Here is a 19,380-nt window from a genome sequence, read left to right on the forward strand (position 1 = left end):
GCTGCCTTGGAGCCCTGCGGATTCCACATAAGGGCTAACCCGAAGAGACTGACACGGATCAAGTATTCTCGGCACGTGAATTACGCCCAGCTCCTGATCCCGGACTTCTCCCTCATCCTCTGCGGATACCTCATCTGCCGGTACACCGCCCTCAACCGCTCGGTATGGCAACCCGTGGAGAGCCTGGTGTACTACCTGCTCTTCCCTGTGCTGTTGTTCCAGTCCATCGTCAAGAGCCCGGTGGACATCGGCGCTGCGTCCGGCCTCATCGCTGCGGGCTTGACCATGGGCATCACAGGCATTGCGCTGGCCTACAGCCTGCCGCACTGGCCCTGGCTGGGCAAGCACATCGACGCACGCGACCACGCGGCCAGCGCGCAGGTGGCGTTCCGCTTCAACTCGTTCATTGGCCTGGCCATTGCCGAGCGCCTGGCGGGCGCTGAGGGCTTGCTGATGATTGCCGTGCTGATCGGCGTGTGCGTGCCGCTGTTCAACGTGGCGGCCGTGTGGCCCATGGCGCGGCATGGCCAGCACAGCTTTGCGCGCGAGCTGGTGCGCAACCCGCTCATCGTCGCCACGGTGTCGGGCCTGGTGGCCAACCTGCTGGGCTTTCAGATTCCGGAATGGGCCAGCCCCACGGTCAGCCGCATCAGTGCGGCGTCGCTCGCGCTGGGGCTGATGGCGGCGGGCGCAGGCCTGCAATTTGGCCTGCTCTCGCGCGGCAAGGCGCTGAGCGTGGCGGTGTTGTCCATCCGGCATCTGGTGCAGCCCCTGCTGGCGTTTGCGATGGCCCGGCTGTTTGGGCTCAATGCCGTGCAGACCACCATGCTGCTCGCGTTCTCGGCCCTGCCCACTGCCTCTACCTGCTATGTGCTGGCGGCGCGCATGGGCTACAACGGGCCGTATGTGGCCGGGCTGGTGACGCTCTCCACATTGCTGGGCATGGTCAGCCTGCCGTTTGCGCTGGGGTTTCTCCGATGACCGATTCCCGCAGAGCCCTGGGTTCCGACGCCTTGGCAAGCCGCCGCGCGTTGATGGCAAGCCTGGGGGCACTGGCGCTTGTGCCGTTGGTGGGCTGCGGGCGCAAAACCCCGCGCGCGCAATCGTTGCCGCCCGATGCCACCGTGCTGGCCCTGGGCGACTCGCTGACATCGGGCGTGGGTGCCTCGGCCGACACCGCCTACCCGGCCGTGCTGGCACGCCTGACAGGCTGGAAGGTGGTCAATGGTGGCATTTCGGGTGACACCTCGGGCGATGCGCTGGCACGCCTGCCGGGGTTGCTGCAAAAGCACAAGCCGGCGTTGGTGATCGTGAGCATTGGCGGCAACGACTTTCTGCGCCGCCAGAGCGCCACCGCCACCCGCAGCAACATCCGCCAGATCTGCGCCGATGCTCAGGCCAGCGGCGCACAGGTGCTGCTGGTGGCGGTGCCCGAGCTGACGATGCTGGCGGCGGTAGGCCGCCTGAGCGACCACGCGATGTACGAAGAGATCGCCGGCGAACTGAAAGTGCCGCTGCACAGCAAAGGCTGGTCGGGTGTACTGGGGCAGGAGCGGCTGCGGGCGGACCAGATCCATGCCAATGCTGCGGGGTATGAAGAATTCACCCAGGGGCTGGTGTTGACCCTCAAAGACACAGGTTTGCTGGCGCGGTAGCCGCAAGAGCAAAAAAACGCCGCAACAAAGCGGCACCAATACTCCTATTTTGATAGCATCTAGCGCTTATCCATCAAGCGCTAGAGGCCATTTTCATTCAAAATCCAGCGCCCAGGCGACATGCTCGCGCACCAGCTCGCAGGGGTCCTCAACGCGCAATTGCAGCGCAGCACGCACAGACTCATCCCCCGTCGCCCGCAGCGCATTGCCCAGCGCCACAGCCACATTGCGCAGCCAGCGCTCGTGGCCGATGCGGCGGATGGGGCCGCCTTCGGTCATGCGCAAAAAGGTCGGCTCGTCCCACGCAAACAAGTGCACCAGCTGCTGGCCCGCCAGGCCCTTGCGCTCGTCAAAGTCCGGCAGGCGGCTCACCTGGGCAAACTTGTTCCAGGGGCAAATCAGCTGGCAGTCGTCGCAGCCATAGATGCGGTTGCCCATCAGCGGGCGCAGTTCCACGGGGATGGGCCCGGCGTGTTCGATGGTGAGGTACGAGATGCAGCGCCGCGCATCAACGCGGTGCGGCGCAATGATGGCCTGCGTGGGGCACACGTCAATGCACGCGCTGCAGCTGCCGCAATGCGCGGTGACGGGCGCGCTTTCGGGCAGGGCCATGTCCACATAGATCTCGCCGAGGAAGAACATCGACCCCGCCTCGCGGTTGAGCACCAGTGTGTGTTTGCCGCGCCAGCCCTGGCCGCTGCGCGCGGCCAGCTCCGCCTCCAGCACGGGGGCCGAGTCGGTGAACACGCGGTGGCCAAACGGTCCAATCGCCTCGGCGATGCGGTCACTGAGTTTTTGCAGGCGCGCGCGCAGCACCTTGTGATAGTCCCGGCCCCTGGCGTAGACCGAGACGATGCCCTCCTGCGGGCGCTGCAGGCGCGAAAGCTCCGCCGTCTGCCAGCCTTCAGGCGCATCCATCGCGGTATCGCGCGGCAAATAATCCATGCGCGCCGTGATCACGCTCACCGTGCCGGGCACCAACTCGGCCGGGCGTGCGCGCTTCATGCCGTGGGATGCCATGTAATGCATGTCACCATGGAAGCCCTGCGCCAGCCAGGCCTCAAGCCCGGGCTCTGCCGCAGACAAGTCCACCCCCGCCACGCCGATTTGGGAAAATCCCAGCTCGCGGGCCCACTCCTGCATTTGAGGAACGAGTTGACTGTTGCACCACATACCGGCCAGATTGTAGAAAGCGGCAACCATGCTGCTGCCGAAACTGCGCGCCATTTCACCTGGCACAGCGAGGACGACACCACCGCCTTCGCGCAGCGCCTGGCCGCGCAGCCTCTGCTGACCAATGCCTTTGTAACCCTGCACGGCGACCTGGGCGCGGGCAAAACCACGCTGGTGCGCCACCTGCTGCGCACCCTGGGCGTGCAGGGCCGCATCAAGAGCCCCACCTACGCCGTGGTGGAGCCACACGAGGCCCCGGGCCTCGCTATCTGGCACTTTGACTTCTACCGCTTTGACGACCCGCGCGAGTGGGAGGATGCGGGTTTCAGGGACATTTTTGCCAACCCCGGTCTCAAGGTGGCAGAATGGCCGGAAAAGGCTGCAGCGCTTACCCCGCTTGCGGACCTTGCTATCCACATTGAAGCAATCGACGACACCGAAAGGAAAGTCACCGTGCACGCCCATACCCCCATCGGGCGTGCCTTGCTGCAAGCACTCTGAGACGCCGTGAACGAACCCACCCTGCCCGCTCATCCCCCCGCTGCCCCCCTGCCCTCGCGCCGCGCTGTGCTGCAGGCGGGCAGCCTGGTGCTGTTGCTGGGCACGCAGCAGATTGCACGCGGCGCCACCATCCTGGCCGTGCGCGTGTGGCCCGCCCCCGAGTATTCGCGCGTGACCATCGAATCCGACGGTGCGCTGGTGGCCAAGCAGTTTTTCGTGACCACCCCGCCCCGGCTGGCGGTGGATATCGAGGGCATTGACCTGAGCCCCGAGCTGCGCGAGCTGGTGGCCAAGGTCAAGCCCGACGACCCCAACATCGCTGGCATCCGCGTGGGCCAGAATGCGCCCGGTGTGGTGCGTCTGGTGGTCGACCTGAAACAGGCGGCCATGCCCCAGGTGTTCACGCTGCCCCCCGTGGCGGCCTACCAGCACCGGCTGGTGTTTGACCTGTACCCCGCCGCGCCGGTAGACCCGCTGGAGGCGCTGATTGCCGAGCGCCTGCGCGAGGCCCCCGCCAAGCCCGCCCCCTCACCCAATCCGCCGCTGACGGCCGCTGCTGCGGCCAACGCCGCCGCAGCGCGCGCCCCCGCAGCGCCCGAGCACGACCCGCTGGGCGACCTGATTGCACAACGCAGCCAGCGCCCCGGCCCGCCCGAGCCCCCACCCATGGTGGCCACCGCGCCGCCACCGCCAGAACCCGCGCGCCCCGGCAACCGAGCCACATCCACCCAGACGGACCGCATCATCATCGTGGCGCTGGACCCTGGCCACGGCGGCGAAGACCCCGGCGCCATCGGCCCTGCAGGCACGCGCGAAAAAGACGTAGTACTGCGCGTGGCGCACCTGCTGCGCGATCGCATCAACGCCACCACCGTGGGCGGCAACCCCATGCGCGCCTACCTGACGCGCGACGGCGATTACTTTGTGCCCCTGGGCACCCGCGTGCAAAAGGCGCGGCGCGTGCAGGCCGACCTGTTCGTCAGCATCCACGCCGACGCGTTCACCACCCCCGCCGCCCGGGGCGCCAGCGTGTTTGCGCTGAGCCAGGGCGGCGCCTCCAGCACGGCTGCCCGCTGGCTGGCCAACAAGGAAAACCAGGCCGACCTGGTGGGCGGGATCAACGTGCAGTCCAAAGACCAGCACGTGCAGCGCGCGCTGCTGGACATGAGCACCACCGCACAGATCAACGACAGCCTGAAGCTGGGCACCGTGCTGCTGGGCGAGATCGGCGGCATGGCCAAGCTGCACAAGCCCCGCGTGGAGCAGGCAGGTTTTGCCGTGCTGAAGGCGCCCGATATTCCGAGCGTATTGGTCGAAACCGCCTTTATCAGCAACCCCGAAGAAGAAAAGCGCCTGCGCAGCAGTGCCTACCAGGAACAACTGGCCGATGCGCTGATGCGCGGCATCACACGTTACTTTGCCAAGAACCCGCCGCTGGCGCGCAGCCGTTCGGTGTAAGAACCTGTTCAAGACACCCCAATGGTGACTCCCCCGCCTTGCGCGGGCCGCGAAGTGCAGGCACAGTAGCCTTCATCGTCCCAGCCCGGCGCGCACCGCGCACCGGCAGGAAAGGAGGAATGCCATGGCACTACCCCACGCCCAATCCGGCCAGATCGTCAGCATGCGCCCCCTGGGCGACCGTTTGCCCGAAACCGTCACCACCGCCATCCTCAAAGCAGGTCAGCTTGAAGTGATACGCGTGGTGCTGCCGGTGGGCAAATCCATGAAAGAACACCAGACCCCCGGCGAGGGCACCGTGTTGTGCATTGAAGGCACGGTGGAATTTGTCAGCGAGCACGGCGTTCAGCAACTGCGCGCGGGCGATTTTGTGCACCTTGCGCCCCGCGCACTGCACTCGCTCAAAGCCGTGGAGGATGCATCGCTGCTGGTCACCATGTGCCTCAAGCCTACCCAATTAGCATAGGTCCATCACCGGATCAGCACCCGCTCAGCGCCCCAGCCGGAACACGCTCACAATTTCGGCCAGCTTGGCAGCCTGGTGCTTGAGGCTGTCGGCCGCTGCGGCGCTCTGCTCCACGAGCGCCGCGTTCTGCTGCGTGACCTGGTCGAGCTGTGTGACGGCCTCGCCCACCTGACTGATGCCGATGGTCTGCTCGCCCGTCGCACTCGATATTTCGCCGATCAGGTCACTCACACGTTTGACCTGGGCGACGATGTCTTCGATGCTCTGCCCCGCGTTGCCGACCAGGTGCGTACCAGCATCCACCTTCTCCACGCTGGCACCAATCAGGGCCTTGATCTCCTTGGCAGCCTCGGCACTGCGCTGGGCCAAATTACGCACCTCGCTGGCCACTACGGCAAAACCCCGGCCCTGCTCGCCCGCGCGGGCGGCTTCCACAGCGGCATTGAGCGCCAGGATGTTGGTCTGGAACGCGATGCCATCTATCACCGCAATGATGTCGGTGATCTTGCGCGATGCGGCCGAAATGTCCTGCATCGTGGCCACCACCTGGCCCACCACCTCGCCACCCTTCACGGCCGCAGCCGATGCGGTGCCCGCCAGCACGGCGGCGCGCTGGGCCGTGTCGGCGTTGTTCTTCACGGTGCTGGTGATCTCCTCCATCGAGGCTGCGGTTTGCTCCAGGTTGCTGGCCTGCTCCTCGGTGCGCTGGCTCAGGTCGGCATTGCCCGAGGCGATTTCGCTGGAGCCGGTGGCAATGCTGTCGCTGCTGTGGCGCACATCGCCCACGATGCGCACCAGCGAGGTCTGCATGGCCTCCATCGCCCGCATCATCTCGGCCACCTCGCCCCGCCCGCTGGCATGGATGGGCTGCGACAGATCACCCTCGCCAATGCGCTGGGCGACGGCGCTCACTTCCCCCAGCGAGCGGCGGATGCGCTGTACCACCACCCACGACAACACCACCAGCAGCGCCAGCCCCGCCACACCCGCCACCAACACGGTCATGCGGTAGGACTGGATCAAGCCCGCCGCCTCGGCCGCCTGCTCGGCCGAGCGTTGCACCTGGTAGTTCACCATCTTGTCGGCCACGGCGTTGTACTTGTCCAGCACCGGGGCAAAGCTGCCCAGCGCATAGGCACGCGCCTGTGCCATGTCGCCCGCCTTCTTCAGCGCGAGCGACTTGTCGCGCGTCTCCAGGTAAGACTTGCGGATGGTGGCCAATTCCTCCTGGATGAGCAGCCCCTGCGGGCTGTTTTCCAGCTCGGTGTAGCGCTTTTGCACCTTGCTGGTGTCAGCGGTGGTGGCCGCCACCACGTCCTTGAAGTAGTTCTGCAGGTCATCGCCCTCCGTCTGGACGATGGAGAACACCCGCGTGGAGTTGACGGCAATGTTGCTGCGCCAGCGCAGTGCCAGCTGCAGCCGCTCGACCTGCTCGGTGGCCAGGCGGTCCACCGTATTGCCCAGGGTCTGCACCCGCACCAGGCTCAGGGCCAGGATGAGCACCAGCGCAAAAACAGCCACCCCCACAATCAATCCAATCTGTTGCGCCACCGTCAGCTGCGCACCCATCCCCCGTGGTTGCTGGTCCATGGTGTCCCCTTTTTAGATGTATGTGATGGGTTTGCAGAGAGAAGAAATGATCTTCCTGCGCTCGCCCGTTGGCAACCACCCCACGGGCCACGTAAACCCTGATCACCGGCCTCTGGCCCATGGGCCAAGGACGCCTTACGGCCAACCGCAGCGCCCGCCCCGCACGAGGCCCCATGTCCTACAGACGCTTGCCACAGCTGCCTACGCCGGGCCCCAGCCGCCGAATGGATAGTGAAGCCACAGGTCGAGCCCCGACGCACCCGCTGCTGGGACCCCAGGCCTGACTCCATTCATAAAGGACTCCTGCCATGAAAATCCGTCACATCCTTCTTGCCACCACCTGCACTGCAGCCCTTGCTCTGGGTGGTTGCGCTTCCAATCCGTCGGGCGCCCAGGTGGGCACCGGTGTAGGCGCCGTGGTCGGCGGTGTAGCCGGCAACGCTGTCTTTGGCGGGCCCGTAGGCACCATCGGCGGTGCGGCGGCCGGTGCCCTCATCGGCCATGAGATCGGCGAAGACCGCGATCAACGCAAGCCCTACCGCCGTTAATTCCACTCGCTGTGCCTGACCCTCTGGGGATCAGGCATAAAAATAGCTGCTAGCGCTTATTTTGTATGCGCTAGCAGCTATATTTTTTATAGCAATTGCAATCGATGCCTCAGGCCACCTTGGCCTGCCGCCCCGCCCGCCACGCGCCAAAAATCGCGATCAGGCCGGGCACAAAAATCATCGCCCAGATGATCTTGTCCAGGTTTTCCTTGACCCAGGCAAAGTTGCCAAAGAAGTAGCCAGCGGAGCAAATGCCCAGCACCCAGATGAGGGCCCCGGCCACGTTGAACGCTGTGAACTTGGCACGGCTCATCTCGGCCACGCCCGCCACAAAGGGTGCAAACGTGCGGATGAATGGCATGAAACGCGCGAGGATGATGGTGATGCCCCCATAGCGCTCGTAAAAATCGTGCGCCTGGTTGAAGGCCCGGCGGTTGAACCAGCGCGAGTCCTCCCACTGGAACACCTTGGGGCCAAAGAAGCGGCCAATCAAATAGTTGCACTGGTCCCCCAGAATGGCCGCCGCGATGAGCACCGCGCAGGCCAGCGGAAAACTCATCATCCCCGCGCCGCAGAGGGCGCCCACGATGAACAGCAGTGAGTCGCCGGGCAAAAACGGCATGACCACCACACCGGTTTCGACGAATACGATCAGGAACAACAGCGCATACACCCAGGCGCCATAGGTTTGCACAAAGGCTTCGAGGTACTTGTCGACATGCAGGATGAAGTCGATCAGAAAGGTCACCAGTTCCATGGGGTAGCCGGTGGGGGCACCGGACGCAAAAAAGTTGCGGGCATTATCCCCATCGGCCAATAGGCACCGGCCGATACCCCTGCGCGGCCCCCGCCCTAAAATTGGCCGGGTGAACGACACCACCCCCACCCTTGCAGCGGCAGAGCCGGCCTCTTTTACGCACCTCACCACCCGCCGCCCCATCCGCGACCTGCCGGACGAGCTGATCAGCCAGATCGCCGCCGGTGAAGTGGTGGAACGCCCCGCCTCGGTGGTGCGCGAACTGGTGGACAACGCGCTGGATGCAGGCGCCACGCAAATCACCGTGCGCCTTTCGGCCGGTGGCGTGCGCCTGATCACCGTGGAAGACGACGGCGGCGGCATTCCACACGAAGAGCTGCCGGTGGCCCTGCGCCGCCACGCCACCAGCAAGATCACCAACCTGAACGACCTGGAAACCGTGGCCACCATGGGTTTTCGGGGCGAGGCGTTGGCGGCCATTGCCTCGGTGTCGGAGATGTCGCTGCTCTCCCGCCCCATCGCCCAGTCCAACGCCTTTTTGCTGGACGCCCGCAGCGGCGAACTGCGCCCCGCCGCGCGGAGCACCGGCACTACCGTGGAAGTGAAGGAGCTGTTCTTTTCCACCCCCGCGCGCCGCAAGTTCCTGAAGACCGACGCCACCGAGCTGGCGCACTGCATCGAATCGGTGCGCCGCCACGCGCTGGCGCGGCCCGACGTGGGATTTGCCATCTGGCACGAAGGCAAGCTGGTGGAGCAGTGGCGCGCCACCTTCGTGCCTGGCCAGGGGGATGCACAAGATGCGCTGGCCCGCCGCCTGTCGGACGTGCTGGGCGAAGACTTCGTCACCCAGTCCGTCGCCGTGCAGCACCGCGTGGGCCCCGTCATCGTGACCGGCCGCGCAGGCCTGCCCGACGCTGCCCGCTCGCGCCCCGACCACCAGTATTGCTACGTCAACGGACGCTTCGTGCGCGACAAGGTGCTCACCCACGCCGCACGCAGCGCGTACGAAGACGTGCTGCACGGCCACAAGCAGCCCATCTACGCGCTGTATGTCGAGATCGACCCGGCGCGCGTGGACGTGAACGTGCACCCCACCAAGATCGAAGTGCGCTTTCGGGACAGCCGCGAGGTGCACCAGGCCGTGCGCCACGCCGTAGAGAACGCGCTGGCAGCGCCCCGCGCCGCAGCGCTGGCGGCGGCTGCAGGGGCTGCCGCTTCAGCAGACACGGGCTCCACGGCACAGGCCCCCATTGAGAATTTCAAGCCAAATCAGCTTCTAGCGCTTAACAGACAAGCGCAAGCAGCTATCAAATTTGAAGAACGTGGCCACCATGTGGCGGACCTGCAGGCGCTGTGGGGACCAAGGAAAGAGGACGTAGCCACACCGTCTGCAGAGCTCACCGCACCGCTGGTGAACTGGGGCGCTGCAGCCAACACCGGCGAGGCAGATGCCATGCCGCAGCCCGTGACGCCCACGTCATTCACCCCCCCTGCTGCGGCCTGGGCCAACAACAGCACCGCGAAAGAAACCACCTGGCCCCAGGGCCAGGGCGGCAACGACACCGCCTGGCCGCTGGGCAAGGCCGTGGCCCAACTCCACGGGGTCTACATCCTGGCCGAAAACGCCCAGGGCATGGTCATCGTGGACATGCACGCCGCACACGAACGCATCGTCTACGAACGCCTCAAGTCCCAGGTGGACAGCAGCGCCCGCATTGCCAGCCAGCCCCTGCTGATCCCCGCCACCTTTGCCGCCACCCCGCAAGAAGTCGCCATCGCCGAAGAATCGGCCGAGGTATTGGCCACGCTGGGCATGGAAGTCGTGCCGTTCTCCCCCAAGACCCTGGCCGTGCGCGCCGTGCCCACCACGCTGGCCCAGGGCGACCCCGTGGAACTGGCCCGCAGCGTGCTGGCCGAACTGGCCGCCCACGACGCCACCACGGTCGTACAACGCGCGCGCAACGAAATCCTGGGCACCATGGCCTGCCACGGCGCCGTGCGCGCCAACCGCAAGCTCACCATCGACGAGATGAACGCGCTCCTGCGGCAGATGGAGACGACGGACCGCAGTGACCAGTGCAACCATGGACGGCCAACGTGGCGGCAGCTCAGCATGAAGGAACTGGACGCGCTGTTCCTGCGGGGCCGGTAAGGTAACCGCAAAAAGATCGGCCCGAGGGCCTTGGACCACCTGCACATCAAGCCCAGGGGCCGCTACAACCGGCACCGCCCCAGGCCAGTGCGCCCGTGGAACCGGCCTTGCCGGCCCACCGGATGCGTCCCCCTTGGGGGGAAGGCGCGCCGGGCCTCAGTGGGCTTCAGTTATCCCGCGCCGCCTTGGCATGGTCAGGGAAGTCGCTGAACACGCCATCAACGCCCAGCTGATAGAACAGCTTGTATTCCGCCTTGGGGTCGCCCTTGAAGTCCGACGCCAGGCGCTTGGCCTCGCTGCGGAAGGTGTAGGGGTGCACCAGCAGGCCTGCGGCGTGGGCGTTTTTCACCACGTCGGTGGCGGGCATCATCACGCGGTCGCGTTCGTCGATCTTGCCGTCGCCATTGAGGTCGTCCGCCTTGCCGTCCTTGTTGGCGTCCACCTGCTTGGAGGGGATGAGGTAGGGCTTCCAGGGGCCGATGCCGTCGGCGTAGGTCTTCACTTCCTTCAGGCCCGCAGGCGTGAGCAGGCTGGCGAAGGTGCGAGTGTCTCCCGCCACGGCAAAGTCGTACGGTTTGTCATAGGGGGCGGTCAGGTCCATGCTGCCGTCGGGGTTCACGTCGTTCGCGTCCACCAGTTGCACCAGGCGGATCTGGGTCTTGGTGCGCAGGTACTTGAGGTTGGACACCTCAAACGACTGCACGATGACCGGAGAGCTCTTGGCGGTGTAGCTGTACTTGGCCAGGATGGTGAGCAGGCGGTCTTCGAGTGGCAGGCCCAGGCGGACGTGGTAGGTGGGGTGCTTGGTTTCGGGGTACACACCCACCGTGCGGCCCGCCTTGGCGCCTTCGCTCTTGGCCAGGTCCAGCACTTCTTCCAGCGTGGGGATCTGGTACTTGCCGTTGTGAGACTGGTCGCGGTCGGCCAGGGGCTGGATGGCGCGCAGGGTCTTGATTTCGGCCAGGGTGAAGTCCGAGGCGAACCAGCCTTCTTCTTCCACGCCGTCGACCACTTTCTTGGTCTTGCGGCTGGCAAATTCGGCGCGGGTGGACACATCGGTGGTGCCGGTGATGTTGGGCTCGTGGCGTGCAATCAGCGCACCGTCCTTGGTGGCGACCAGGTCAGGCTCGATGAAATCGGCGCCCATCTCGATGGCCCGCTTGTAGCCTTCGAGCGTGTGGTCCGGCAGGTAGCCCGCGGCACCCCGGTGGCCAATCACGAGGGGCTTGTCGCCGCTCAAAGTGGGATAGGGGTTGTCATCGCTGCCACCGCAAGCAGCCAGCGTGGCCACCAGGGCCAGCGCACCCAACTTAGCACCAGAAATGTGCATGCTCTTCTCCTCGTTGTGTTTAGAACCGCCGAACTGTGGGCGCCACCTGTGACAAGGCGATGACGCCCGTTTTGCGAATGGATGACAGCTTCACCGCACCATCCAAACGCACCAAAAAGTGGCAATCACCCTGCCACATTCCCCACCATTGTGCAGAGTCATGCGCATAAACGTATAACTTTTAGACATAATTCGATGTTGCAGCGCGCCATGGCGTGCCACCGCCCCTTGATCTTCAGAAAGTTTTTTGAAATATGAAACACGCGTCCGCAGGCAGCTTCCTCTCACATGTCGCCCTTCGCAACCCGGGGCAGCCCGAGTTTCTGCAAGCTGTCACCGAGGTGATGGAAAGCCTGTGGCCCTTCATTGAAGAACACCCCCGCTACGCCGAGCACGGCCTGCTGGAGCGCCTGGTGGAGCCCGAGCGCATCGTCATGTTCCGCGTGTCGTGGGTGGACGACCACGGCAGCGTGCAGGTCAACCGGGGCTACCGCATTCAGCACAGCATGGCCATTGGCCCGTACAAGGGTGGCATCCGGTTCCATCCGTCGGTCAACCTCTCGGTGCTGAAGTTTCTGGCGTTTGAGCAGACCTTCAAGAACGCTCTGACCACCCTGCCCATGGGCGGCGGCAAGGGCGGCAGCGACTTTGACCCCAAGGGCAAGAGCCCGGGAGAAGTCATGCGCTTTTGCCAGGCCTTTGTGTCCGAGCTGTTCCGCCACGTGGGGGCCGACACGGACGTACCAGCGGGCGACATCGGCGTGGGCGGCCGCGAGGTGGGCTTCATGGCCGGCATGATGAAAAAGCTCAGCAACCGGGCCGACTGCGTGTTCACCGGCAAGGGGCTGTCGTTTGGCGGCTCGCTGGTGCGCCCCGAAGCCACGGGCTACGGCACGGTGTACTTTGCGCAGGAAATGCTCAAGTCCAAAGGCCGCTCGCTCGACGGCTTGCGTGTGTCGGTCTCCGGTTCGGGCAACGTCGCGCAATACGCCGTCGAAAAGGCCATGGAACTGGGCGCCAAGGTGGTCACGGTCTCGGATTCGAGCGGCACCATCGTGGACGAAGACGGCTTCACCCCTGCCAAGCTGGCCGAACTCATGGAAGTGAAGAATCATCTGTATGGCCGCGTGAGCGACTACGCAGCCCGCACCGGCGCCACCTTTGAAGCCGGGGTACGCCCTTGGCATGTACCAGTGGATGTGGCCCTGCCCTGCGCCACCCAGAATGAGCTGGACGCGACCGACGCGGCGGTGCTGATCAAGAACGGCGTGGTCTGCGTGGCGGAGGGCGCCAACATGCCGTCGACCATCGACGCAGCCAAGGCGTTTGAGGCTGCAGGCGTGCTCTACGCCCCGGGCAAGGCCAGCAACGCAGGCGGCGTGGCCACATCGGGTCTGGAGATGAGCCAGAACGCCGCGCGCCTGTCCTGGCCGCGCGAAGAGGTGGACGCGCGCCTGCTGCAGATCATGCAGGGCATCCACGCTGCCTGCCTGCACTACGGCAAACGCAGCGATGGCACCGTGAGCTATGTGGACGGCGCCAACATCGCCGGTTTTGTGAAGGTGGCCGACGCCATGCTGGCGCAGGGCGTGGTGTAACCCCGGTTCCGAAGGCAAGGCAACCGAAGATGGGACAAGAAGGCGCGTTGCCCGCCATTTCGCTCCATTTGCAGGAAACGGGCACAAACCCTGCTTCGCCGGTCAGAACTTTCTGACGCGAAGCCGAGTCTGTCTCCACCATGAAGCGCACCCCCCTCCTGGTTACCCTGACCTTGGCCATCGCCGTGACGGCGGGCTGCGCCACCCTCGACGCCAAGCAGCGCGAATGGATCTTCCAGCCCAGCGACCGCAGCTGGGGCGGTGCACAGTCCACGGCGGACATGCAGGATGTCTGGATCGACTTCCAGTCCGACGCCAGCGGCAAGGCCGAGCGCCTGCATGGCCTGTGGCTCGCCCATGAGCGCGCCGATGCGCCTGTGCTGCTCTATTTGCACGGTGCACGCTGGAATGTGGCGGGCTCGTCGGGCCGCATCCGGCGCATGCAGGAGCTGGGCTTTTCGGTGCTGGCCATCGACTACCGGGGCTTCGGCCAAAGCAGCGCGGGGCTGCCGTCCGAGGCGACCGCCAGCGAAGATGCCCGCGCCGCGTGGGACTGGCTGGCCCAGCAGCAACCGGGCAAGCCCCGCTACATCTTCGGCCACTCGCTGGGCGGCGCCATTGCCATCGACCTGGCCCGCCAGGTGTCTGACGAACAGGGCACCATGGTGGAAGGCACGTTCACCAGCATCCCCGATGTGGTCAGCACCTTCAAATGGGGCTGGTTGCCGGTGTCGGGCCTCATCACGCAGCGATTTGAGTCCGTCCGCAAGGTGGCCGAGATCGGTTCGCCCCTGCTGGTGGTGCACGGCAGCCAGGACAGCCTGATCCAGCCCGCCCTGGGCCGCAAGCTCTTCGAGGCGGCGCAGGAGCCCAAGCAGTTTGTGCTGGTGGAAGGCGGGTCGCACCACAACACCAACTCGGTAGGGCAACCAGCGTATCGGCAAGCGATGGCATCGCTGTTCAAGCTGAGGTAGAGACACCCCCTGAGGCGCTGCGCGCCTGGGTGCGTCGGCCAGAGGCCTGCGCTCTTCGCTGCCGTCCAAGCCTGCGCAGGCAGGCTTGGAGCCGCGGCGCTCAGCCCCCGCTATCGAAGCGCTGCGCGCTGCGGGCAGGGGGACGCAGCCCTCGCTGCGGGGCGGCCCTTGCTCGGCTGCCCTGGCTTGGGCCGCGTCGGTATCGAAGGCCCTGTCTGGTACGCTCCAGCGGTTATGTCCGCTCCCTCTACCGCAGCTGCTGGCGCTGCTCCCCCTGCCTCCATCAACCCAGGCATGGCCATCCTGGTGCTGGCCATGCTGCTCTCCATTCAGCCCGTCACCACTGACCTGTACCTGCCCGCATTGCCCGCCCTCACGCGCAGCCTGGGCGCTCAGATGGCCGCGGCACAGCTCACGCTCAGCGGGCTGCTGCTCGCGTTTGGCTGCTCGCAAATGGTGTGGGGGCCGTTGTCAGACCGCTTTGGCCGCCGCCCCATCCTTCTGGCGGGGCTGGGCATCTACACCGTAGCCTCGCTGGGTAGCGCCTTTGCGCCCACCATGACACTGCTCATCGTGTGGCGCATTGCCCAGGGTGCCGCCATGGGCGCGGTGGTGATGTGTGCCCGGGCCATCGTGCGCGACCTGTACACCCCGCTCGATGGCGCGCGCGCCATGTCCAAGGCACTCACCGGGCTCGGGATTGTGGCCTGCATCTGCGCACCACTGGGTGGGGTGCTGAGCGAGTGGCTGGGCTGGCGCGCGGCGCTGATGGCGCTCACGGTGTATGCCGTGGCCACGCTGGCACTGGTGGCGCTGCGCTTGCCCGAGACCCTGGCGCACCGCAACCCCAAAGCCCTGCAGCCCCGCGCCCTGGTCGGCACCTGGATGCATGTGTTGCGCAGCCCCACATTCTGGGCGTTCTCGCTGCAGACCACAGCCACCTATGGCGGGCTGTTCACCTTTCTGGCCGCGTCCTCGTTTGTCTTCATCGACGTGCTGGGTCTCACGCGCACGCAGTTCGGGTGGACGATGGCGTCGGCCTGCGTGGCGTACCTCGCGGGCACTTTCCTGTGCCGGCGCCTGCTGGTACGCCAGGGCCTGCTGCGCACCGTGGCCATTGCTGGCGCGCTCAGCGTGAGCGGCGGCACGCTGATGGCGGCCGTGGCCTTCATGGGCTGGCACCAGCCGTGGGCGCTGCTGTTGCCCTTTTACCTGTTCATGCTGGGCCACGGCATCCACCAGCCCTGCGGGCAAAGCGGTGCGGTGGGGCCCTTCCCCAAAGCGGCTGGCGTGGCGTCCGCACTCAATGGTTTCATGATGATGCTGGCCGCGTTCGGGATTGGCGGCTGGCTGGGCATGCGGCTGGACGGCACGGTGTGGCCGCTGGTCAACGGCATCTGGTTCTGGTCGGTGGTGCTGGCCCTGATCTCGTGGACGCTGGTGCAAAAATTTGGAGCGCCGCGTGAGCATGCCTGAGCCCCTGTTGCACACCACCCTGCCCGCCATTGCACTCGCGGGCCCCACGGCCTCGGGCAAGACGGCAGGCGCTCTCGCGCTGGCCGCTGTGCTGGGCAAGCAGGGCACGCCGGTGGAGATCATCAGCGTGGACTCGGCCCTCGTATACCGGGGCATGGACATCGGCACCGCCAAGCCCACGCCCGACGAGCTTGCCGCTGTTCCGCACCACCTTATCGACATCCGCGACCCGCTGCAGGCCTACAGCGCGGCCGAGTTCGTGCAGGACGCCACGCGGCTCATCGCCGAGATCCGTGCGCGCGGTGCCCTGCCGCTGCTGGTGGGCGGCACCATGCTGTACTTCAAGGCGCTGTTTGACGGCATTGACGACATGCCCGCCGCAGACCCTGCCGTGCGCGCACAGATCGAAGCCCAGGCCGCAGAGCAGGGCTGGCCCGCGCTGCATGCCGAGCTGGCCCGCGTAGACCCCGTGACGGCCGCACGCCTGGCCCCGGCCGACAGCCAGCGCATTCAGCGAGCGCTGGAGGTGTGGCAAGTGTCCGGCCAACCCCTGTCGAGCTTTCACACTACTAAAAAGATAGCTGGTAGCGCTTGTGAGATAAGCGCTAGAGCCTTATTTTCCTTAGAACCTGACGACCGCGCCTGGCTGCACGGCCGCATTGCCCAGCGTTTTGACGCCATGCTGGCCAGCGGCTTCATCGACGAAGTGCGGGCCCTGCGCGCGCGCGGCGACCTGCACCCGGACCTGCCCTCCATGCGCTGCGTGGGCTACCGCCAGGCGTGGGAAGAGCTGGACTTCCAGGCGGCCAAAGGCCCCGACGCACCGCTGAACCTCGCCTTTCTGCGCGAGCGCGGCATTGCCGCCACGCGCCAGCTGGCCAAGCGCCAGATCACCTGGCTGCGCAGCATGCCCACACGCCACACCATCGCCTGCGACCAGCCCCACGCCGTGGCCGACTTGGTGCAGGCCGTGCTGCAACGCCTTGTACAACGCACACCATGACGCGCACCATGACGCAGCGGCTGCACATCGACGGCCTGGGCAAACACTATGGCGATACGCCGGTGTTCGCCAACGTGCAGTTCACCGTGGCGCCCGGCGAGTTCGTCGCCATCGTGGGCGACTCGGGCGTGGGCAAGTCCACGCTGCTCAACTGCCTGGCCGGGCTGGACAGCTGGGACACGGGCCACATCACGCACGGCAGCACTGACCTGGGCCAGTTGGGCGACACAGAGCGCGCCCTGTGGCGCCGCGCCCATGTGGGTTTTGTCTTCCAGGCCTTTCATGTGCTGCCGCACCTGGACGTAGCGCAGAACGTGGCGCTGCCGCTGATGCTGCTGGGCCAGAACGACCCGGCGCGCGTGCAGCAGATGCTGGACGCCGTGGACATGGGCGCCCTGGGCGCGCGGCTGCCCCAGCAGCTCAGCGGCGGGCAGCTGCAGCGCGTGGCGATTGCCCGCGCACTGGTGCACCGCCCTGCCCTGCTGCTGGCCGACGAGCCCACCGGCAACCTCGACCCCACCACGGCCGCCCGCGTGATGGACCTGCTGCTCGCACAGACACGCGAGCACGGGGCGTCGCTGGTGCTGGTCACGCATTCGGATGCTGCTGCGGCCCGGGCCGACCGGGTCCTGCGGCTGCGCAGCGACGGCATCAGCGCGGGCGGCTGACCCGCAACGCCCGCCTCACGGTTCGAGGCGGGGCGCCCGAAAGCGCCCGTTCTGGTGCAGCACCACGGACCGCACCTCGCCGCTGGGGTAGCGCTCAAACTCCAGCTCCGCACGCACCGCGTCATACGCAAACCGATCTGGCTGCCCTGGCAGCGGGTAGACCGTGAAGCGCGGCTGCGAGCCCAGGCGCACCTGCAGGCGACCGTCTTCAGCCTGCACATCCAGCACATTGCCGCCACGCAGCCGGTAGCGGCCCAGGTAAGGGGCCAGCACGCCCTGGGCCTGGGGTGGTACCAGACCCAGCACCGGCTCTTCGGACCGGGTTGCCGTCAGGCGTGCACCAAAGCGCGTGTAGTGCAGCACCGCAGGCCGCCCTTCTTTGTCACGCTCAAAGCGCAACTGACGGCCCGATGCCGGCTGCGTGAAGGCATCGGGCCCCAGCACCTGCAGCGGTGCGAACACACCCCCAGTGGGCCGAAGCTGCAACTGCCCCTCCACCATGGCAAGGCTCAGGGCGACGGCGGGTGATACGCGGTACACCCCTTCGTACGACGCCAAGGCAGCCGCGTCGGTGGCGGGCTCACCGGGCGGCACGGGGTAACGCTGCGCCAACAATGGCGTCATCACATCCTGCTGCGCGGCACGCGCGTTGCCCACCAAGGCGATCACAGCCTCGCCCCGCTCAGGAGCCAGCAGCCACACGCTGCGAAAGCCCCCGGTGCCGCCGCCATGCAGCCAGGTGCGCAATCCGTCGCGCTCGCGCAGCATGATGGCGTAGCCGATCTGGCCGCCGTCGTGGTCCGCAAGCGGTGTGAACAAGCGCTCGGCCGCTGGGCCCAAGGGCCCTTGCGCGCCCGCCAGCAGCGCGCGGCTGAGCACCAGCATGTCGGCCGTGGTCGAGCGCAAGGCACCCGCACCGGCAAAGGCATCGAACTCCCACACCGACACCGGCGCCTCGCCGTCATGCGGTGCAGCAAGGCGGGGGGCCTTGTCGCCCAGCGACTGCACCGTGTCCGTCATGCCCAGCGGGCCGGTGATGCGCTCGTGCACCAGCACCGCCCAGGGTTTGCCATAGCGCTGGGCCAGCAGCTCGCCCAGCACCGCAAAACCGAGGTTGCTGTATGCGCCTGCGCACGGCGGCGACTGGGCCAGCCGTGCATCGGCCAGGGCTTGCCACAGGCGGGGGCGGTCGTAGCGCAGATAAGGATTGGAGGGATCGGAATTGTGGCGGAAGTCCGCCGGCAAGCGTGGCAGACACGAGGTGTGCGTGACCAACTGGCGCAGGGTGATGGCAGCTACCGGGGCGGGCAAGGCGGGCGCCAGTGCGGGCGAGCCGTTGAGCAACCCGCCCAGCGTGTCGTCCAGCGCCATGTCGCCACGCTCCACCGCCTGCGCCAGCAGCAAGCCGGTGAACACCTTGCTGATGGAGCCCACTTCGAACAGCGCCTGGATGGGCGACTCAGCCACGCGGTTGCGGGCGGCACCGAAACGTGTCTGGCCGTCGTGCCACACACCCACCTCGGCAGCGCCGCGCAACGGGCCCAGCGCTGCAGCCGCCATGGCGTCCGCAGGGCCCGACCAGTCGAAACGGGGTGGAGGGGCAGGCACAGCGGGTGTGGTTGCAGCGTGCCCGGCAAACGCTATCCACAGCGCCCCGGCAGCAAGGGCTTGCCACGCAAGGCGGCGTACCGGGGCAAGGACTCCATCACTGCAAACCATTTGATCGCCTCCCTGAAACGCACCACGGTTCGGGTGCCATGGCCGACATGGTCGCATGCACTGGCTGTGGGCAGGCTTAAGAAGTGGTTCAACATCTATTGGGGAGCGCCATCCGGCGGCACTCCGGACGGCCATCCGACGCTCCACGGGCCACAGAGATCCCGGCCACGCAGCCCCATGGATCTGCATGCGGCAGGCCGTTGTCGGGCGACCCAACCGCCGGTTGAGGTTCGTCTTGCGCCCACGGAATCAACCAACCCACTCGCCCTGGGAGGGGCGGTGGATTGCATTTTTTCGCGCAAGTCCGATGGA

The 19,380-nt window shown here is 66.4% G+C and carries 17 protein-coding genes; 12 read left to right on the top strand and 5 right to left on the bottom strand.

The annotated features are described in order from the left end of the window. The first annotated feature begins 75 nt into the window (after positions 1–75). Positions 76–981 carry an AEC family transporter gene (locus ACSQ22_RS05965; RefSeq protein ID WP_121505824.1) on the top strand — a complete coding sequence of 302 codons (906 nt, stop codon included), beginning with the start codon at positions 76–78 and terminating at the stop codon, positions 979–981. Beyond that, positions 978–1,655: a GDSL-type esterase/lipase family protein gene (locus ACSQ22_RS05970; protein WP_436129736.1), complete on the top strand. Its 678-nt coding sequence runs from the start codon at positions 978–980 to the stop codon at positions 1,653–1,655. The genes ACSQ22_RS05965 and ACSQ22_RS05970 overlap by 4 nt, the downstream gene beginning before the upstream one ends. Before the next feature lie 93 nt (positions 1,656–1,748). On the opposite strand, the gene queG is transcribed toward ACSQ22_RS05970, so the two are convergent. Then, positions 1,749–2,798, bottom strand: coding sequence for a tRNA epoxyqueuosine(34) reductase QueG (gene queG / locus ACSQ22_RS05975; RefSeq protein ID WP_436129737.1), 1,050 nt, complete (start codon positions 2,796–2,798; stop codon positions 1,749–1,751). Positions 2,799–2,810: 12 nt separating this feature from the next. Between queG and tsaE the strand changes: the two genes are divergently transcribed. From tsaE to ACSQ22_RS05990, 3 genes are all read left to right on the top strand, one after another. Further along, positions 2,811–3,329 (top strand): tRNA (adenosine(37)-N6)-threonylcarbamoyltransferase complex ATPase subunit type 1 TsaE, encoded by a 519-nt coding sequence (gene tsaE / locus ACSQ22_RS05980; RefSeq protein WP_436129738.1) that lies wholly within the window; start codon positions 2,811–2,813, stop codon positions 3,327–3,329. Between the two features lie 6 nt (positions 3,330–3,335). Beyond that, on the top strand, positions 3,336–4,787 hold the full coding sequence (locus tag ACSQ22_RS05985) for an N-acetylmuramoyl-L-alanine amidase (protein WP_436129739.1): 1,452 nt from the start codon (positions 3,336–3,338) through the stop codon (positions 4,785–4,787). A 124-nt stretch (positions 4,788–4,911) separates the two neighbouring features. Beyond that, the gene (locus ACSQ22_RS05990) at positions 4,912–5,253 is read left to right on the top strand and encodes a cupin domain-containing protein (RefSeq protein WP_436129740.1); all 342 of its coding nucleotides are present in this window, start codon (positions 4,912–4,914) and stop codon (positions 5,251–5,253) included. Positions 5,254–5,277: 24 nt separating this feature from the next. On the opposite strand, the gene ACSQ22_RS05995 is transcribed toward ACSQ22_RS05990, so the two are convergent. Continuing rightward, positions 5,278–6,843, bottom strand: a complete 1,566-nt coding sequence (locus tag ACSQ22_RS05995; protein ID WP_436129741.1) for a methyl-accepting chemotaxis protein — start codon at positions 6,841–6,843, stop codon at positions 5,278–5,280. Positions 6,844–7,151: 308 nt separating this feature from the next. Between ACSQ22_RS05995 and ACSQ22_RS06000 the strand changes: the two genes are divergently transcribed. Further along, entirely contained in the window at positions 7,152–7,391 is a 240-nt protein-coding gene (locus tag ACSQ22_RS06000) for a glycine zipper 2TM domain-containing protein (protein ID WP_082437237.1), read from the top strand. A 109-nt stretch (positions 7,392–7,500) separates the two neighbouring features. Here the strand turns inward: ACSQ22_RS06000 and ACSQ22_RS06005 are convergent, their stop codons facing one another. After that, positions 7,501–8,148 (bottom strand): DedA family protein, encoded by a 648-nt coding sequence (locus tag ACSQ22_RS06005; RefSeq protein ID WP_436129742.1) that lies wholly within the window; start codon positions 8,146–8,148, stop codon positions 7,501–7,503. A gap of 109 nt (positions 8,149–8,257) precedes the next feature. On the opposite strand from ACSQ22_RS06005, the gene mutL reads away from it, so the two are divergent. Further along, complete coding sequence (mutL, locus tag ACSQ22_RS06010) at positions 8,258–10,300, top strand: DNA mismatch repair endonuclease MutL (protein ID WP_436129743.1); 2,043 nt, start codon at positions 8,258–8,260, stop codon at positions 10,298–10,300. A 166-nt stretch (positions 10,301–10,466) separates the two neighbouring features. Here mutL and ACSQ22_RS06015 read toward each other — a convergent pair whose 3' ends face one another. Then, on the bottom strand, positions 10,467–11,630 hold the full coding sequence (locus ACSQ22_RS06015; protein WP_121505819.1) for a glycerophosphodiester phosphodiesterase: 1,164 nt from the start codon (positions 11,628–11,630) through the stop codon (positions 10,467–10,469). A gap of 254 nt (positions 11,631–11,884) precedes the next feature. Between ACSQ22_RS06015 and gdhA the strand changes: the two genes are divergently transcribed. The 5 genes from gdhA to ACSQ22_RS06040 all read left to right on the top strand — a co-directional run bounded on the left by gdhA (position 11,885) and on the right by ACSQ22_RS06040 (position 17,349). Continuing rightward, on the top strand, positions 11,885–13,228 hold the full coding sequence (gdhA, locus tag ACSQ22_RS06020; protein WP_436129744.1) for an NADP-specific glutamate dehydrogenase: 1,344 nt from the start codon (positions 11,885–11,887) through the stop codon (positions 13,226–13,228). A gap of 140 nt (positions 13,229–13,368) precedes the next feature. Then, complete coding sequence (locus ACSQ22_RS06025; protein ID WP_218300608.1) at positions 13,369–14,202, top strand: alpha/beta hydrolase; 834 nt, start codon at positions 13,369–13,371, stop codon at positions 14,200–14,202. Positions 14,203–14,436: 234 nt separating this feature from the next. After that, on the top strand, positions 14,437–15,678 hold the full coding sequence (locus ACSQ22_RS06030; protein WP_121420701.1) for a multidrug effflux MFS transporter: 1,242 nt from the start codon (positions 14,437–14,439) through the stop codon (positions 15,676–15,678). Continuing rightward, positions 15,671–16,681: a tRNA (adenosine(37)-N6)-dimethylallyltransferase MiaA gene (gene miaA, locus ACSQ22_RS06035; RefSeq protein ID WP_436129745.1), complete on the top strand. Its 1,011-nt coding sequence runs from the start codon at positions 15,671–15,673 to the stop codon at positions 16,679–16,681. The genes ACSQ22_RS06030 and miaA overlap by 8 nt, the downstream gene beginning before the upstream one ends. An 8-nt stretch (positions 16,682–16,689) precedes the next feature. Then, entirely contained in the window at positions 16,690–17,349 is a 660-nt protein-coding gene (locus ACSQ22_RS06040) for an ABC transporter ATP-binding protein (RefSeq protein WP_436129933.1), read from the top strand. A 15-nt stretch (positions 17,350–17,364) separates the two neighbouring features. On the opposite strand, the gene ACSQ22_RS06045 is transcribed toward ACSQ22_RS06040, so the two are convergent. Then, a complete protein-coding gene (locus ACSQ22_RS06045; RefSeq protein ID WP_436129746.1) occupies positions 17,365–18,957 on the bottom strand; it encodes a serine hydrolase in 1,593 nt (530 codons plus the stop codon). Positions 18,958–19,380 lie beyond the last annotated feature (423 nt).

Source organism: Acidovorax sp. LjRoot38, from assembly GCF_964252975.1.
In the GTDB taxonomy this organism is placed as follows: Bacteria; Pseudomonadota; Gammaproteobacteria; order Burkholderiales; family Burkholderiaceae_C; genus Acidovorax; species Acidovorax facilis.